The organism is Thalassospira sp. MCCC 1A03138 (genome assembly GCF_002115785.1).
Classification (GTDB): Bacteria; Pseudomonadota; Alphaproteobacteria; order Rhodospirillales; family Thalassospiraceae; genus Thalassospira.
Genome location: NZ_JFJY01000001.1, coordinates 169,663 through 187,108 on the forward strand (window position 1 = coordinate 169,663; position 17,446 = coordinate 187,108).

Annotated in this window: 13 protein-coding genes; 12 read left to right on the forward strand and 1 reads right to left on the reverse strand. The window is 58.1% G+C overall.

Going from position 1 to position 17,446, the window contains the following annotated elements:
• Positions 1-19: 19 nt before the first annotated feature.
• Entirely contained in the window at positions 20-532 is a 513-nt protein-coding gene (locus tag TH468_RS00850; RefSeq protein WP_082832717.1) for a sigma-70 family RNA polymerase sigma factor, read from the reverse strand.
• Positions 533-705: 173 nt separating this feature from the next.
• Here TH468_RS00850 and TH468_RS00855 point away from each other — a divergent pair, with 173 nt between their 5' ends.
• From TH468_RS00855 to TH468_RS00910, 12 genes are all read left to right on the forward strand, one after another.
• Entirely contained in the window at positions 706-1,095 is a 390-nt protein-coding gene (locus tag TH468_RS00855) for a cytochrome c (protein WP_085641817.1), read from the forward strand.
• A 192-nt stretch (positions 1,096-1,287) separates the two neighbouring features.
• Positions 1,288-4,944, forward strand: a complete 3,657-nt coding sequence (locus TH468_RS00860) for an autotransporter domain-containing protein (RefSeq protein ID WP_085641818.1) — start codon at positions 1,288-1,290, stop codon at positions 4,942-4,944.
• Between the two features lie 94 nt (positions 4,945-5,038).
• Positions 5,039-6,025, forward strand: a complete 987-nt coding sequence (locus tag TH468_RS00865) for a GAF domain-containing DNA-binding protein (protein ID WP_085641819.1) — start codon at positions 5,039-5,041, stop codon at positions 6,023-6,025.
• A 232-nt stretch (positions 6,026-6,257) separates the two neighbouring features.
• Positions 6,258-8,729, forward strand: a complete 2,472-nt coding sequence (locus TH468_RS00870; protein ID WP_085641820.1) for an autotransporter outer membrane beta-barrel domain-containing protein — start codon at positions 6,258-6,260, stop codon at positions 8,727-8,729.
• 284 nt (positions 8,730-9,013) lie between these two features.
• Positions 9,014-9,832, forward strand: a complete 819-nt coding sequence (locus TH468_RS00875; protein ID WP_209221525.1) for an alpha/beta fold hydrolase — start codon at positions 9,014-9,016, stop codon at positions 9,830-9,832.
• A gap of 437 nt (positions 9,833-10,269) precedes the next feature.
• Positions 10,270-10,989: a FadR/GntR family transcriptional regulator gene (locus tag TH468_RS00880; RefSeq protein WP_071239820.1), complete on the forward strand. Its 720-nt coding sequence runs from the start codon at positions 10,270-10,272 to the stop codon at positions 10,987-10,989.
• A complete protein-coding gene (locus TH468_RS00885; RefSeq protein WP_085641821.1) occupies positions 10,976-12,175 on the forward strand; it encodes a PLP-dependent transferase in 1,200 nt (399 codons plus the stop codon). Before TH468_RS00880 ends, TH468_RS00885 begins: the two co-directional genes overlap by 14 nt.
• Positions 12,176-12,205: 30 nt before the next feature.
• Positions 12,206-13,474 (forward strand): sugar ABC transporter substrate-binding protein, encoded by a 1,269-nt coding sequence (locus tag TH468_RS00890; protein ID WP_085641822.1) that lies wholly within the window; start codon positions 12,206-12,208, stop codon positions 13,472-13,474.
• A gap of 44 nt (positions 13,475-13,518) precedes the next feature.
• Complete coding sequence (locus TH468_RS00895) at positions 13,519-14,412, forward strand: carbohydrate ABC transporter permease (RefSeq protein WP_231887028.1); 894 nt, start codon at positions 13,519-13,521, stop codon at positions 14,410-14,412.
• Positions 14,413-14,430: 18 nt separating this feature from the next.
• Positions 14,431-15,282, forward strand: a complete 852-nt coding sequence (locus TH468_RS00900) for a carbohydrate ABC transporter permease (protein WP_062960875.1) — start codon at positions 14,431-14,433, stop codon at positions 15,280-15,282.
• 10 nt (positions 15,283-15,292) lie between these two features.
• The gene (locus TH468_RS00905; RefSeq protein WP_085641823.1) at positions 15,293-16,414 is read left to right on the forward strand and encodes an ABC transporter ATP-binding protein; all 1,122 of its coding nucleotides are present in this window, start codon (positions 15,293-15,295) and stop codon (positions 16,412-16,414) included.
• Positions 16,415-16,626: 212 nt separating this feature from the next.
• Positions 16,627-17,430, forward strand: coding sequence for an ABC transporter substrate-binding protein (locus tag TH468_RS00910; RefSeq protein WP_085641824.1), 804 nt, complete (start codon positions 16,627-16,629; stop codon positions 17,428-17,430).
• Positions 17,431-17,446 lie beyond the last annotated feature (16 nt).

Genomic DNA, 17,446 nt, shown 5'->3' on the forward strand with positions numbered 1-17,446 from the left:
TAAATATTGTGAACCCGGCTCATGCCTGATCCAGCCGTTGTTTGCAATGCTCGATCCCGTCCGCCACCAGCTTGTGCGCCAGCGGCACGGAAATATCGAGGAAGGCGGCAATTTCCTTAAGCTTCGCGCCACCAAACCGATGCATCTCGCATGCAATGCGGGTGCGTTCGGGCAATTCATCCATCGCCGCCATCACGATCGCATATTCATCCTTGTAAAGGGCAACGGTTTCCGGGTCCGGGGCGATATCGGCCGATATCCGGGCCGCCTCGTCAAAATCCCCGGCACTGGTCACGCGGTTTTCCCGCGCCAGCCTGCGTTTGCTATCGAGCGCCAGGTTGCGCACGATCCGGTAAAGATACCCCGTCGCATCCTCGATCAGCCGCCGGTCCGATGCCGCGTCAAACCGCAACCATGCTTCCTGCACCAGGTCTTCGGCCTGCACGCGATTGCCCGTGATGCTGCTGGCATAATTCACCAGTGCCGGGCGATGCGACATGAACAGGACAAGGGCATTGGGGTTCGCGGACAAAGCCGTATCTTCCTTCTGGACCGGCACAAACAATGGCGTATCGGAAACCAGAAACGTCACTAGCAGATATTAAGACTGATTATCAATATCTTTCGCAATATTGCCACCATCTTCGAAAACGTTCCTTTACCAAATGGCCCTATCATCGCGGCAAAGACCAAAGGGGAACCGCCATGATACGCAAAAGCAGCCTTGTCATCCTGATCACGGGGGCCGCCGCCGCCACCTTCCTGATCGTCAGCAACCAGCTGGCCCATCGCGGCGAGGAACAGGGCGATATCGCGCGCGGCAAATCGATTGCCGAACAGACCTGCCTGCGCTGTCATATGGAATTTGCCGGTGATCCCTATCCCGACCCGGCGATCACCACCGCCCCGCCACTCGCAAGCTTCGGTCAGCGCTGGCCGATTGAAAACCTCGAAGAGGCCCTTGCCGAAGGCATCACCGTGTCGCACGATCAACTGACCATGCCGGAATTCACCTTCACCCCTGAAACCATCGCCGATCTTCTCGCCTATCTTGACGATCTCTCCCAACGGGCCGATGCCAGACTGGCGAACTGATCCCGAATAATCCGGCCCGGCGGATGGTCTTTTTATCTTTGAAAAACCTGCCAAATATCCACTTTGCGCAACCCCTTATCCAGATTGCGCAGAATAAAGCCTAAGGCCCCAGATAGCGGGTTGTCCCCTTGGCAAAAGTCGCCCAAAGGAATGGGAACCCCTTATTTCTCATGACCAAAGGCGTGCTGTTACATGGATCCGCATCAACCATCCCGGCGGGCACGTCAATTCTCGTGCTGGCGCGGTATCTTTGCGCACACCCGATACGGTCTTGTCCCCCTGATCCTGTTATCCACCGCGCCAATCGGATCGGCACAGGCCGCAACGTTCAATGTCACCAACACCGCCGATAGCGGTGCCGGTTCCCTGCGGCAGGCGATTTTTGATGCCAACGCTGCGGGCGGCACCAACACCATCGATGTCCAAAATGGCCTGGGCACCATTACGCTGACCAGCGGCGATCTGAACGCGTTAAACAGCAACATCACGCTGAACGGTAATGGCAATACGCTCAGTGGTAATAACGCGTTTCGCGGCCTGTTTGTGTATTCCGGCACCGTGGCAATCAACGACCTGACCATTGAAAACGCCGTTGCTTCGGGCGGCGATGCAGGTCAGGCCGCCGGCGGCGGGGCCGGGCTTGGCGGGGCGCTGTTCGTCAAGGATGGCGCCAATGTCACCATCAGCAACCTTGTCGCGCAAAACAACGCAGCAACCGGCGGTGATGGCGGTGCACAAACCACAGCGGGGATCACCGGCGGCGGCGGCGGCATGGGGGGTGATGGCGGCGTTGCTGTCGCTGGCAACTCCGGCGGGGGTGGCGGCCTTGGCAGCGGGGCAACCGGTGGATCAAATGTTGGAAATGGTGGTGACGGGATCGCCCAGGGCGAAGGTGCCGGTGGGGATGGCGCCGATCTCGGCGGCGGCGGTGGTACGGGCGGCAACAATGGCGGTGGCGGTGGATCTGGCGACCAGTCGATCGGCGGCGGCGGTGTCAACGGCATTGATGGCACGTTTACCGACGACCCCGATGGCGGCTTTGGCGGCGGCGGCGGCAAAGCCGGTAATGGCGGTTTTGGCGGCGGGGGTGGCGCATTCCGGAGCGATGGCGGTTTTGGCGGCGGGGGTGGCGGCGGCGGCCTGACCGCCGCTATCGGTCAGGGCGGATTTGGCGCGGGCAACGGTGTCTCAAGCGGCACCATCTCTCAGGCCGCCGGGGGTGGTGGCCTTGGTGCCGGGGGTGCCATCTTTGTCATGGATGGCGCAACCCTGACAATCGCCGGAACCCTGACCGTCAATAACAACACTGTCACCGGCGGAAACGGCGGAACCGGTGCGGCGGGCACGGCCGAGGACGGCTCTGCCTTTGGCGACGGCGTTTTCCTGCAAGGCAGCGGCACCCTGACCTTCAATCCTGATACCGGCGATACACAAACCCTTGCCAATACCATCACCGATCAGGCCGGATCGGGCGGCACCGGAAGCTGGGCACTGACCAAAAACGGCGCAGGCACCCTGACACTCAGTGCCGCCAACACCTATACCGGCGCAACAAACCTTTCGGCGGGAACATTATCCCTGTCAGGATCGGGAACACTCGGAAATGCCGCAGGCGCACTTAACCTCACCGGCGGCACGCTTGATCTCGGCACGACGACACAGACCCGAACCGGCACCATCACACTCAATGGCGCAACCGTGTCAAACGGCACATTGTCATCATCGGGAACCTTCGATACCCAATCAGGCACCATCAGTGCCGTTCTGACCGGAACCGGGGCGCTTGCCAAAACCGGCACCGGCACCGTCACGCTGAGTGCTGCCAACACTTATACCGGCGCGACAACTCTTTCGGCGGGCACATTATCCCTGTCAGGATCGGGAACACTCGGGGATGCCGCAGGCACACTTAACCTGACCGGTGGAACGCTTGATCTCGGCACGACAACACAGACCCGCACCGGCACCATCACACTCAATGGCGCGACCGTGTCAAACGGCACATTGTCATCATCGGGCACTTTCGCGACCCAGTCGGGCACCATCAGTGCCGTTCTGGCCGGGACCGGCGCACTGACCAAAACCGGAACCGGCACCGTAACACTCAGCGGGGCCAACACCTATTCCGGGACCACGACCGTCTCTGCGGGCCGCCTTTCGGTCAATGGATCAATTGCCTCTGCCGTCACGGTCGCGAACGGTGCCACCCTTGGCGGCACGGGAACCGTCGGGGCAACCAGCATTTCATCAGGCGGCATTCACGCGCCGGGTAATTCCATCGGCACACAAACCGTCAATGGCGCCTATGTTCTCAATGCCGGTTCGATCCTTGAGATTGAGGTGGATAGTGCTGGCAATTCCGACAAGGTCATCGTGACTGGCACGGTCGATATCACCGGCTCGACGCTGCGGGTCAAAGGCGTATCGGGGAACAGTTTCTCCGGTCAAACGACCTATAATTATGTGATCATCGAAAATGATGGCGTTGATGCAATTACCGGCGATTTCGCAGCGATTGACAATCAGCTTGCCTTTTATGACGCCGCCCGTTCAACCGTCGGCGGCACCGGCAATGATGTCTCCCTGACACTGACCCGCAACGCCAACGGCTTTACCGACATTGCCACGACCCCCAATCAAAAAGCCGTCGCAGGCCAGGTCGGCAACCTTTCGGGCACGGACGGCACCACCATCAGCAACGCCATTCTCGGCCTGACGAATGCCGGGGCACAGCACGCCTTTCAACAGCTATCGGGCGATATCTTTGCCTCGGGCCCCACCATGAATGCCCGCATCACCCATCAGGCCACCGGCCAGATCGGCGCGCGCCTTGCCGATCTGAACCGCAACCGCGGCGTTACCGAAACCACCAGTGGCTCCCTTGTTGCCGCCAGCACCCTGTCCCCCGCCGAACTTACCGGCTTTGCCCGTTCCGGCCCGATGGCAAGTGACAGCGAAATATATGCCAGTGATGCAAACATGCTCTCGCTGGGGGCTGAAAATGCACCACAGGCCGCATCCGCCATCTGGCTTCAGGCCATCGGCGCAACCGGCCGGATCGATGGTGATGGCAATGCCGACATCACCGATTACCAATGGACCGGCATGGTTGGCGGCTTTGACACACAGCTTTCCGATACCACCATTCTGGGGGTCTATTTCGGTTATGCCGACGCCACGAACCGTCAGGCTGGCCGGGATGCCACCCTCGATAGCCGTAATTTCATGGCCGGGCTTTATGGCACGCGTGACCTTGGCGATGATTTGCGGCTTTCCGGGCAGGCCGGCTGGACCCGAACGGCAAATGACAGCCGCCGTAATCTTGTTTTTGGCGGTATTGATCGTACCGCCACGGCGGATTACACCGACAATGCGCTCAATGCCAATCTTGAACTGGCAAGGGGATTTGACGTTGCCCATAACTGGCGGGTTGTGCCCTATGGCGCGCTGGGCGTGCTCTGGAACGATCATGACGCCTTTACCGAAACCGGGGCCGGCTCGGCCAATCTGTCACGCGCATCTGACAGCACCCTGACCGGAACCGCAAGCCTCGGGCTAAGGATGGCGGGCATGTTTGAAACCGGCAATGGCAAAACCCTGATCCCGCAATTCCGGCTTGGCTGGGACCATCACCTTGGCCCGACAGCCAACAGCACCACATTGGCCTTTACCGGCACATCCTCCTTCACCGTCGCAGGCAGCGAAACCGATCGCGATACACTGGTCGGCAATCTCGGCATGACCCTTGCCGATGACGATGGCTGGAGCTTCTATGCAGATTACCAGCCCTCGATCTCCAAAAGCCGCCGCGAACATGCCGCCAGTGCCGGGTTCAGAATGAAATTCTAAAGCATTCCATGGCGACACACCGCGCACTGACCTCTTGCGATCCACTCGCAAACGTGTAACCATCTGAAAAAATTCAGGTTGGGTAACACAAGCCATGCTATTGGACGCGTCGCATTCCGGCACGCAGGTTTTAGCGCGCCCGTCTTTCGAAATTTCCGACCTGCCATTGTCGCCCGATTGCCGAAACATTCAGGATGCCCGGTGCGACGAATGGGTTTTCCAAACGGCACAGATGCTGCTGGCAGAACCGTGTGATCAGGCAATTACCGGTATTCTGGAACTGACCGGACTTGCCGCCGGGGCGGACCGGGCATGGATGTTCGAATATGACGCAACGCTTTTGCGCTTTCGCAACACCCATGAATGGAGCCGCGAAACCGTTACCTCGCACGTCACCGATCTGCAGGACACCCCCGTTACCATGATCGCCTGGCTGCAACAATACATTGCGGCCAATCAGGCCGTCATGATTAACGATGTCAGCACCCTGCCACGTCCCGCCCGCGATCTTCAGGCCGAAATGCTGCGCCAGAATGACAAAAGCGTCCTTTGCATCCCGGTCTTTTTCGAAGACCGCCTGCGCGCCTGTATCGGTTTTGATGCCACCCGCATACATACGCATTGGGATGGCGCAATCACATCACAGCTTTACCGTTGTGCGAACCTGATTGCGCTTGCGCGCTATGGCAACAACATCCCCGCCCAACAAAACAGACAACCGGTTGCCCGCCTGTCAGCCGATCCGCTGATCTATATCCGTACCTTCGGGCGGGTCCGGGGTGTAACATCGGCTGAAATCGTCTGTTTGCGCTCGGCACGGGATTATACCACCCTGTTTCTCTCGGACGGGTCGTCCATGACGGACCTGCGCCCTCTTTCGGTTTGGGCGGGAATGCTCCCGCCGGGCCATTTTCACCGCATCCACCGCACCACGATTGTCAATCTGCATCATGTCGCGGAACTCAACCGCCATGCAGGCAGCAGCGGCGACCGATGGGAAGTCAGCCTGCGTATTCTTGATCAAACTCGAAGCGTCTCTCGCCCCTACCGCCAGGAACTGCGCAGCAAGCTCGGCGTCTGAATCGCATTTAGGGCTTTCAGCCCCTCCCCATCCAGTCCAGCCGCCAAATACCCTATCTGATTGATTTTGATGTACCGTTTTGTCGGTTCGTCGAAACTGCATGTTCGTTGGTCCATTTCCAGTTGCGTATCTTTTCCCCGCCGCCTAAAGCCGAACACGGGACAGTCGGGAAACAACCCGGAAACAAAACTGCCCGACTTGGGGACTATTTGGGACTGACGGGCAGATAACCATGCAAAATCCACTATCGATGCGCCACCTTCGTGCTGCGCTGCGCGATATCACTGTGCTCTGCTGTATTTCTGCTGCCGGGGGTCTTGGCATCCTTGCGACGCCGCACGCGGTAAAAGCTCAATCGATCATAAATGTACCCGACGGCGATACCCATACCGTTCCCAACCAATATCCTGCCGGTGATTTCAACGGTGGCACCATCCAAAGCGGCGGCACGCTTGAAGCCAATGACACCATGAACAATATCGGCACACTGACCAATAACGGCACCTTCGATGTTAGCGCGACGCTGAACAATAGCGGGACTCTGGTCAACAACAGTTACATGACGATCAGGGCCACGGTGAACAATACCGGCACCTTCAACAACACCGGCACCGCCGCGGTAAACGGGGGTCAGTTAATCGGCGACATCGTCAATACCGGCACCTTCACCATCACATCCACCAGTTCCGGTACTTATTCTGGCGTCATGTCGGGCAATGGGCAGTTCAACAAGAACGGCAACCATACGCAAATCCTGACCGGCGATTCATCTGGCTTTACCGGCAACAACTATGTCGGACAGGGAATCCTGCAGATCGGCAATGGCGGCACCACCGGGGCCCTTGGCGGGAACTTCAACGTCACCAGCCTCGGAACACTTATCTTCAATCGCAGCGATAACCAGACCTATGCCAGTGTCATTTCCGGCGCTGGCAATGTCATCAAAGTGGCGGCAGGAACACTGACCCTGTCAGGGACCAACACCTATACCGGTACCACCACCGTCTGGGGCGGCACCTTGCTGGTCAATGGCGCGGCCAGTTCCTCGGCTTTCACAATCCGGAGCGGCGCCACCCTTGGCGGGACCGGTCCTGTTGGGGCGACCACTCTGCAATCAGGCGGTATTCACGCCCCAGGCAATTCGATTGGAACCCAGACCGTCAATGGCAACTATACCCTTAACAGTGGCTCGATCCTCGCGATCGAAGTCAATGCCGCAGGCGATGCCGATCAGGTGATCGTCAACGGGGCGGTTGATCTTGGCGGCGCGACGCTTCGCATTCTGGGCCTGCCCGATAATGATATGTCCGGTCAGGACAATTATACCCACATCATCATCGCCAATGACGGGGTGGATGCAGTTGTCGGTACTTTCAACAGCATCAATAACCAGCTTGCCTTTTATGATGCCTCTGTTGCCTATAGTGGCGGCACCGGCAACGATGTAACACTTAGCCTCACACGCAACGACACCGATTTTACCGATCATGCCGTCACCGGCAACCAGTCGGCGGTCGCCGCTGTCATCGATGATCTTCCGGGGGCTGATGGTGCCACCATCCGTGCCGCCCTTCAGGGGCTGACCACCGCCGAAGTCCAGCGCGCCTATGAACAGCTTTCGGGCGACGTTCACGCCAGCACCACCGCCATCAACGGCCAGATCGCCCGTCAGGCCGGCGGGCAGATCGGCGGTCGTCTGGCCGCCCTTAACAGCAACAGCGGCACTTCCGGAACCCTCGTCGCCGCAGGCACACTTTCGCCCGCCGCACTGGCGGGGTTTGCTTCCGCCGGTCCGGCCGCGTCCGACCATGTCGCAACCGATGCGGACACGCCCCTTCTGGCCCTTGGCAATGACGGCATATCCCAGACCGGTTCTGCCATCTGGCTTCAGGCGATTGGCGGCAAAGGCCGGGTTGACGGCGATGAAAATATCGATGCCACCGATTACAAATGGGCCGGCATGATCGGCGGCTATGATACCCGCCTGTCGGAAACCACCACCATTGGCATCTATTTCGGCTATGCCGACGGCAACAGTCGCCAAAGTGGCCGTGACGCCACCCTTGATTCCGCCAATCTCATGGCCGGGATCTATGGCACCCATGATCTCGGCGATGACTGGCGCCTGTCCGGGCAGACCGGATGGACCCGCATTGGCATCGACAGCAGCCGCAACCTTGACTTCGGCAGCATCGACCGCACCGCCACGGCGGACTATACCGACAATGCGCTCAATGCCGATATCGAACTGGCAAAGGGCTTTGCGCTTGCGCCAAACTGGCGGGCGGAACCTTATGGCGGGCTTGGCGTGACCTGGAACCGCTATGGCAGCTTTTCCGAAACCGGGGCTGGCTCGGCCAATATCTCGCGCGCGGCCGATGACGACCTTTCAGGCACCGCAAGCCTTGGCGTGCGCTTCGCTGGCATGATCGATACCGGCGATGGCAAAACCCTGATCCCGCAATTCCGTCTGGGATGGGATCATCATATCGGCCCGGTTTCCAACAGCACCACGCTTGCCTTTACCGGAACCCCGTCCTTCACCGTCTCGGGCAGCGAAACCGACCGCGACCGGCTGGTCGGCAATCTCGGCTTTGCCCTTGCCGATGACGACGGCTGGACCCTTTACGCCGATTACCAGCCCTCGATCTCGGAAAACAGCCACGAACATGCCTTCGGTGCCGGGTTCAGGATGAAGTTCTGATTTCCTCCAACCCTGTTGTCCCTTCAACAATCGAAAACGCGCTGCATTCTTCTGCGGCGCGTTTTTATTCGGCCCAAAGAGGTGAACGATGATCAAGGCCTAACTCGTCATTTCCGCCGAAGCCACGACCACAACAACCCACCGCAACTACCATCTCACGCTCATGTGATCTCACGTGATTAAATCGCACACGATTTAATATTGCACGATCATAAATTCACGGCTACAAGCATCTCATCGAAACAACGTTTGGCCGGTCACCGGCGAAACCGGGAAAAGGGAAGATGAAAATGCTGAATGTGAAAAACCTGCTCAAGGCGACCGCTTTTGCTTTTGGCCTGATGGCCGCGCAATCTCCGGCCTTCGCGGCTGACACGGCGGCCGCGAATGCCGCCAACACCAAACCGACCATCCTTCTGGTCCACGGCGCCTTTGCCGCCTCTGATAGCTGGGATGGTGTCGCGCCGATCCTGCAGGACGAAGGATATCGCGTCATCAGCGTCGCCAACCCGCTGCGCAGTGTATCCGGCGATGCCGCCTATACCCGCTCGCTTATCGACAGCATTCCGGGTGAAGTCGTTCTGGTCGGTCATTCCTATGGCGGGCCGGTCATCAGCAACGCCGCAACCGGTGCAGCCAATGTCAAGGCACTGGTCTATGTCGCTTCTTTCGCCCCGGAAAAGGGTGAAACCATTGCCGAACTGGCTGGAAAATTCCCCGGCGGCACCCTGGGTGAAGCCCTGGCAGCCCCGGTTCCGCTCGGCAACGGTGTGAATGACCTTTATATCGATCCGGCGAAGTTCCACGCGCAATTTGCCGCCGACGTTCCGGCTGAAAAGGCCCGCCTGATGGCGATTGCCCAACGCCCGGTCACCGACTTTGCGCTGAACGAACCGTCTGGCGATATCGCATGGAAGGATGTGCCGTCCTACCACATCTATGGCACGGCCGATAAAAACATCCCGCCCGCCGCAATGGAATTCATGGCCAAACGCGCCAATTCAAAGGAAACCGTTGTGATTGATGGCGCATCCCACGTCGTCATGGTGTCCCACCCCAAGGAAGTTGCCGACCTGATCCTCAAGGCCGCCAACGCCAACTGACCCTTAACGCCTGCCTCCCTCAACATCTGCCCAACTTCACGCGCCGCATCCCCCATGCGGCGCGTTTTTTATGCCACGCTGCTCGTTCCCCTTCAGCCCACCTCTCCATCGGCACCGTCGGCACCATCGCTCCGATCCTCACCGCCAGATCTCGCTGCCCTTTGCACCGACTCCCTGCCGCACGCACGCCGTTTAACGGAATCTTTCGGTCAAACGCCCCGAATCATCCGGATTTGCAGCGCACCCACCGCACCATTCCGCTCCCCGCCAAAGGCCTGAAAACCGGTACGCTGCCGCCATTCGCGATTGCAAAACATCATCGTTCTTTTCATTTCCGCTTGACTTGAACCGATTCAATTCCAAAATTGGTCTGACGTCTGATGGCTGACCACATAACCGGTCGCCGGGGCGATGTAAAAATCAGATAAAGGTGTGAAGTGTCGCAATCGGCAGGTGCCACTATCCGACCCATACAGACATCGGGGCGTCGCGATGCGATCCTTGAATCCCTGACGCAATTCATCGTGCAGTCGGATTTGAAACCCGGCGATCAATTGCCACCCGAACGCGAACTGATGGCGGGCCTTCAGGTCGGCCGATCCAGCATCCGCGAGGCAATCGGCCATATGCAGGCCCTTGGCATCGTCGAAATCAAACGCGGATCGGGCACCTATCTTAAACGCCCGGTCAGTGAACAGACCCTGTTCATGCCGCTTTCCATCGCCACCCAGCGTGATGGGTTGCTGCAAACTCTTGAAGTCCGCCGCGGCCTTGAAGTCGAAGCCAGCATGCTGGCCGCCAAACGCGCAAGCGATGCGGATATCGAAGCAATGCGCGCCGCCCTTGATGCGATGGAAGCCGAACATCTGGAATTTGGCACCGCCGGCCAGGCCGATCTTGTCTATCACCTCTCGATCTACAAGGCGTCGGGCAATCCCCTGTTTGAACAGTTGCTGGGTCAGATGCGCGAAGCGTTTGAAAGCTTCTTTGCCCAGCCGTTCAACCGCCCGGACTTCGCCAAGGAATCCTTTGAATTTCATCGCATGCTGTTTGACGCGATTGTCGCGCGCGACCCCGAAGCCGCCCGTCAGCACACGCTTGCCATCCTTGAAATCGTCGAAAACGACATCGTGAGAATGTCCAATGAACAACAATAATTCCGATAAACCGGCAAACAGCAGAAATGAAAACGAGGTCCTGTCCCCCTCGACCCGGCTTGCCTATGACGAAACCCATTTCGCCAATGCGGTCGTACCGCCGATTTTCCAGAACTCGCTTTTCGTGTTCGAAAACTTCGCCGAAATGGTCGAAACCTACGCCGGGCGCAAAACCCGCCCGGTCTATTCGCGCGGCCTCAACCCGACCGTCCGCGCGTTCGAGGAAAAAATCGCCGCCCTTGAAAAAACCGAAGACGCCCTGGGCACCGCCAGCGGCATGGCCGCAATATCATCCGCCGTCCTGTCGGTGGTCCGCCCCGGGGACCGGATCGTTGCGGTCGAACATCTTTATCCCGATGCCTTCCGGTTTTTCGAGATGTTCCTGCGCGATATGAATGTCACGGTCGATTATGTCGATGGCCGCGATATCGATGCGGTGCGCGCCGCCATTCCCGGTGCCAAGGTCCTCTATCTTGAAAGCCCGACAAGCTGGACCTTCCACACCCACGATATCAAAACCCTTTGCGATATTGCGCGTGATGCCGGGGCGGTATCAATCATTGATAATAGCTGGGCATCGCCGATTTTCTGCCAGCCCGCAACATTGGGCTGCGATGTCGTGGTTCATTCCGCATCCAAATATCTTGGCGGGCATAGCGACGTCGTCGCAGGCGTGATTGCCGGATCGGCCGAATTCATCGGCAATGTCCGCACCACCATCCTGCCCTATCTGGGGGCCAAGCTTTCGGCCTTTGACGGCTGGCTTTTGCTGCGCGGGCTTCGCACCTTGTCGGCCCGCATGCATGAACATGAAAGATCGGGGCTGGCCATTGCCGGTTTCCTTGCCGACCACCCCGAAGTCATCGCGGTTCACCATCCGCGTCTGGGCGGGCAAACGCCCCCCGGCCTGACCGGATCATCCGGTCTGTTTTCGTTCGAGTTCACCCCGAATGTCGATATCCCGAAATTTGTCGATGCGCTGCGCATCTTCAAGATCGGCGTGTCATGGGGCGGACACGAAAGCCTGATTGTGCCTGCGCTGGTGACGCGCGCACAAGTCGGCGGGCCCAATTCCGCACTGCGCTTTGGCGTACCGGAAAATCTGGTCCGCCTGCATATCGGCCTCGAAAGCCCGGAAGACCTCCGGGCGGACCTGACACAGGCGATCGGGGCAAGCCTGAAGTAAGAATACTCTTTAAAAACAGGGAACTTCACAATGAACTGGAAAACAACATTACTAGCAGGTGTGACCTCTCTCGTTCTGACAAGTCAGGCCCATGCCGATACCACGCTGAAACTTGTCGAAGTCATCACAAGCCCGGAACGCACCGAAACGCTCAAAAGCCTGGTCGCGGAATACGAGGCGGCAAATCCCGGTGTGACCGTCGAAATCACATCCCTTCCATGGGGGCAGGCCTTTGAAAAATTCGCCACCATGGTATCGGCCGGACAAACCCCCGATATCGTTGAAATGCCCGATACGTGGCTGACCCTCTATGCCAATAACGGCGCGCTCGAAAGTCTCGAACCTTACATCAAGGAATGGGACGGCGGCAAAACGCTTAATGACCGCGCGCTTGAATTTGCCCGCTCGGCCAACAACACCGCCTATATGCTGCCTTATGGCTTCTATCTGCGCGCGATGTTCTATAACAAAAAGCTGTTTGAAGAAGCCGGTGTGACCGAAGTCCCGGTAACGCTCGATGACTTCCGCGCGGCTGCCGAAAAGGTATCCGCCCTTCCCGGCAAATATGGCTACTGCATGCGCGGCGGGCCCGGCGGGCTGAATGGCTGGGTGATGTTTGGCGCGACCGCCGCCGGATCGAACGAATTCTTCACCGAAGACGGCCAAAGCACCTTTGCCACCGAGGGCTGGACCGACGGTCTTGAATATCTGATCGATATCTACAAGGACGGACTGGCCCCCAAAGACAGCCTGAACTGGGGCTTTAACGAAATCGTCGCCGGGTTCTATTCCGGCACCTGTGCGATGCTCGATCAGGACCCCGACGCCCTGATCGCGATTTCAAGCCGCATGAAGGAAGAGGATTTCGGCGTAACCACCATGCCAAAGGGCCCGTCGGGTAAGGCCTTCCCGACCATCGGCTATGCCGGCTGGTCGATGTTTGCCAACAGCGAACACAAGGACGAGGCATGGGACCTCATCGCCCATCTTGAATCCAAGGACAGCAACCTTGCCTGGAACAAGCGCATCGGGGCATTGCCGATCCACAATGGTGCCGAAAGCGATCCGTTCTTTGCCAGCCCGCAATTCGAAGGCTGGTTTAACGAACTGTCCGATCCTGACGTTCATCCGACCGTCATGCCAACCCATCTTGAAGAATTCGCCTTCTTCAAGGACAGCCTTGTGATCCGCACCAGTCAGGAAGCCATGCTTGGCCGTATCACGCCCGAAGAACTGGCGAAACAGTGGGCAGAATACCTGACCCCGGCACAGAAAAAATGGATGGCGGCAAATCAGTGACCACTGCAATGCAGGCCGGAAAACTCCCCGTCGAAAGGCGGGGGGTGATCTCCAGAAGACTGTCCGGCATTCTTGAACCCTATCTTTATGTTTCCCCCGCCCTGATCCTGATCATCGCGGTGATGCTGATGCCCCTTGTTCTGGGGCTAAGCTATGCCTTTCGCGATATCCGTATCCTCAATCCGTTCAGTGGCGGCTTTGTCGGCACGGCCCATTTCCAGACCCTGATCACCGACGATGCGTTTCTTGGCGCATTGGTCAATACCGCGTGGTGGACTTTCGGCTCCCTGTTATTCCAGTTCACGCTTGGCCTGATCCTTGCCCTGTTGCTTAACCGGGATTTCCTTGGACGTCGGCTGGTTCAGGCGCTGGTCTTCCTCCCATGGGCCGTGCCGACCTTTTTGTCGGGCCTGAACTGGGCATGGATGTTCAATCCCGTCGTCGGACCGCTGCCGCACTGGTTTACCGCCCTTGGCCTGATGGAAACCCCGTTTAACATCCTGTCCGATCCGGACCTTGCGATGTGGGGGCCGATTGTTGCCAATATCTGGTTTGGTATTCCGTTCTTTGCCATCACCCTTCTGGCCGCCCTGCAATCCATCCCCAAGGAACTGTACGAAGCCGCCTCAATCGATGGCGCGACCACCCGCCAGCAATTCATCAGCATCACCCTGCCGTTTCTGGCCCCGACCATTGCGATCACGCTGATGCTGCGCACCATCTGGATTGCCAATTTCGCCGATCTGATTGTCGTCATGACCAATGGCGGCCCGGCGGATTCAACCCAGATCGTCGCCTCCTACATCTTCACCCAGGCCTTCCGCCGCCTTGATTTCGGCTATGCCTCGGCGATTGCAGCCGTCCTTCTGGTTCTGCTGCTGGCCTATGCGCTGGGTGTGATTGCACTGCGCCGCGCCATGACGCATGCCGACAGCTAGGGCAAGGGATCAAAGAACATGAACGTTTCCGGAAATTCACCCGCCCGCAAACTGGTCTATTGGGGCAGTCATTATCTGATGATCGGGGCCTTTGTCGTCTTTGCCCTGTTCCCGCTTTACTGGCTGCTCAAGGTATCGGTCACCCCCAACGACATCCTGTATACCGAAGGCGTGCGGATGTGGCCGTCACGCACCACGTGGGAAAACTATTTCTTCGTCCTGACCCAAAGCAACTTTCCGCATTATTTCCTGAATTCCGTGATCGTTGCGGGCACCACCGCGATTGTGACCACCATGGTCGCCGCCGTGACCGGCTATTCATTTTCGCGCTTTGCCTTTCGCGGCAAGGTGATCATCGTCGCCCTGATGCTGATCACCCAGATGTTCCCGCTGGTCATGCTGATTGCGCCGATCTTTAAAATTCTGGCCCCGCTTGGCCTGACCGACAGTCTGACCGGACTGATCATCGTCTATACGGCGTTCAATGTGCCGTTCGCGACCTTCCTGATGCAGTCCTTCTTTGACGGCATTCCCAAGGATCTCGAAGAAGCCGCGATGATCGATGGCAATACCCGCTTTCAGGCCTTCCGCCGCATCATTCTGCCGCTTACCCTTCCCGGTGTGGCGGCAACGCTCGGCTTTGTTTTCACCGCCGCCTGGAGCGAGCTTCTGTTCGCCCTGATGCTGGTCAGCAGCGAAAGTGCCTCGACCTTCCCGGTCGGTCTGCTGTCATTCGTTTCAAAATTCAGTGTTGATTTCGGTCAGATGATGGCCGCCGGTGTGCTGGCCCTGATCCCGGCCTGTGCGTTCTTCCTGCTGATCCAGCGTTATCTGGTGCAGGGGCTTACCGCTGGCGCTGTGAAAGGATAAGAGGACCCAAATGGCTTCCATTGAAATTTCAAATGCCGTCAAAAGCTATGGCGCGGTCGATGTCCTGCATGGGATCGACCTTGATATCCAGGATGGCGAATTCATCGTTCTGGTCGGCCCGTCGGGCTGTGGCAAATCGACCCTGCTTCGCATGATTGCCGGGCTGGAGGACATCACATCAGGCGCGATTTCCATCGGCGGCACGGTGGTCAATGAATTGCAGCCCAAGGACCGCGACATCGCCATGGTGTTTCAATCCTATGCGCTTTATCCCCATATGTCGGTCGCCGAAAATATGAGCTACGCGCTCACATTGCGCAAAACCGCGCGGGAAAAAATCACAGATGCGATCACCAATGTCGCCGAAATCCTTGGCCTGACCGCCCTTCTCGAACGGCGGCCAAAGGCACTTTCGGGCGGGCAGCGCCAACGTGTTGCCATGGGACGCGCCATTGTCCGCAAACCACAGGCCTTCCTGTTTGACGAACCGCTATCCAACCTTGATGCCCGGCTTCGCGAACAGATGCGCACCGAAATCCGCAAACTGCACCGCCGCCTTGGTGCGACCTCGGTCTATGTCACCCATGATCAGATCGAAGCCATGACCATGGCCGACCGGATCGTTGCCATGCATGACGGCATCATTCAGCAGGTCGGAAGCCCTGTCGAAATCTATGACCGCCCCGCCAACATCTTTGTCGCCAGCTTCATCGGATCACCGGCGATGAACTTCCTCAAAGGTGCCTATGAAGTCGCCCAGAACGGCACGGCTGGCATCCGCCTGACCGACGGGTCTTTTGTACCCGTCCTGCCCGCACGTGGGGCAACGGCCAATCAGGCCGTCACCCTTGGCGCACGTCCCGAACATATCGCGATTGCTGCCGATGAAAATGGTGAAAATGGAGGCATTCCCGCCCGGGTCGAACTGATCGAACCGATGGGGCTTTCAACCCTTGTCCATGTCTCACTCGCGGGCAATCCGGTCAAAATCTTTACCCTCGACCGTCCGGATTTCGCCGTCGACAGCTTCATCCATATCGCGTTCGACATGGAAAAAATCCACGTCTTTGACACCGAAACCGAATTGCGCCTGCCCCCGGAAAACGAACCCCACGGCCCCCAAACGGCCTAGGCACGCACCCGATTTTCCCGCGCCGTTTGCACCCTTCGAACCACGGCGCATCTGCTCAAAGGCCGCAGCTCTCCCTCTGCGGCCTTTGTCTTTTGCATTTGCCCCTGCAAAGTTCTTTTGCCTTACCCATATACAATGGAACACACGGTTGAATTGCGGCCCCCCAAAAAACGCCGCAGCCAATCGCCCGGGGTACCGGGAAAAGGACACGGATGACATTTTTTCGCAAAATTGGGCTAGCAGCCGCCCTTTTGCTGCTAACCCAGACAAACGTTCAGACGCACGCCAACGCGCATGAACTGCCATCGGCACATGCAGATGAAACGCTGGTGATCGTCACCAACGATTACCCGCCCTATGCGCATGCCGACGCGGATGGAAGCTTCCTGCCCGATCTGTTTGAGGCCATCGGCCATGAAATGAATGTCACGTTTGAATTTCATTTCAAACCGTGGAAGCGCGGCGAACAGGATGTTGAAAATCTCGAAGCATGGGGCACGCTGCCCTATCGCCGCACCGAAGAACGCGCGCGAAAATTCAATTTCTCTGATGCACTCTATATCGAAGATTCCCCGTTTTTCGCCTATAACGCGAACGGTCGCAAACCGGCCATTCACTATGAAGAACTCTCCGATCTCAAACCCTACCGCCTTGGCGGGATACAGGGATATTATTATCAGCCATGGTTCGAAGAAGCCGGGCTTTCCGTCGAATATGCCCTGTCCGAAGAACAGAATTTCAAAATGCTGCAACTGGGCCGGATTGACCTGTTCTCCACCGCGCGCTCCGTCGGCTGGTACACCATCCGAAACCTGTTTCCACCCGAAGAAGTCGAAAAATTCTATACAATTGAAAAACCGCTGCTTGAAGGATCGGGGCTTTTCCTGATGACCTCAAAGGATTACCCGAACGGCGATGAACTGCTCGAACGCTTCAACGCCGCCCTTGCCACCGTCAAGCAGAACGGCACGTTTGAAAGCCTGATGAACCGGCATGAATTGACGGTCAATTACTGACCCCACATGCAAAAGG

Coding starts and splice junctions, on each gene's coding strand:
- TH468_RS00855 (WP_085641817.1), top strand. CDS start 706: ATGATACGCAAAAGCAGCCTTGTCATCCTGATCACGGGGGCCGCCGCC.
- TH468_RS00860 (WP_085641818.1), top strand. CDS start 1,288: ATGGATCCGCATCAACCATCCCGGCGGGCACGTCAATTCTCGTGCTGG.
- TH468_RS00865 (WP_085641819.1), top strand. CDS start 5,039: ATGCTATTGGACGCGTCGCATTCCGGCACGCAGGTTTTAGCGCGCCCG.
- TH468_RS00870 (WP_085641820.1), top strand. CDS start 6,258: ATGCAAAATCCACTATCGATGCGCCACCTTCGTGCTGCGCTGCGCGAT.
- TH468_RS00875 (WP_209221525.1), top strand. CDS start 9,014: ATGAAAATGCTGAATGTGAAAAACCTGCTCAAGGCGACCGCTTTTGCT.
- TH468_RS00885 (WP_085641821.1), top strand. CDS start 10,976: ATGAACAACAATAATTCCGATAAACCGGCAAACAGCAGAAATGAAAAC.
- TH468_RS00890 (WP_085641822.1), top strand. CDS start 12,206: ATGAACTGGAAAACAACATTACTAGCAGGTGTGACCTCTCTCGTTCTG.
- TH468_RS00900 (WP_062960875.1), top strand. CDS start 14,431: ATGAACGTTTCCGGAAATTCACCCGCCCGCAAACTGGTCTATTGGGGC.
- TH468_RS00905 (WP_085641823.1), top strand. CDS start 15,293: ATGGCTTCCATTGAAATTTCAAATGCCGTCAAAAGCTATGGCGCGGTC.
- TH468_RS00910 (WP_085641824.1), top strand. CDS start 16,627: ATGACATTTTTTCGCAAAATTGGGCTAGCAGCCGCCCTTTTGCTGCTA.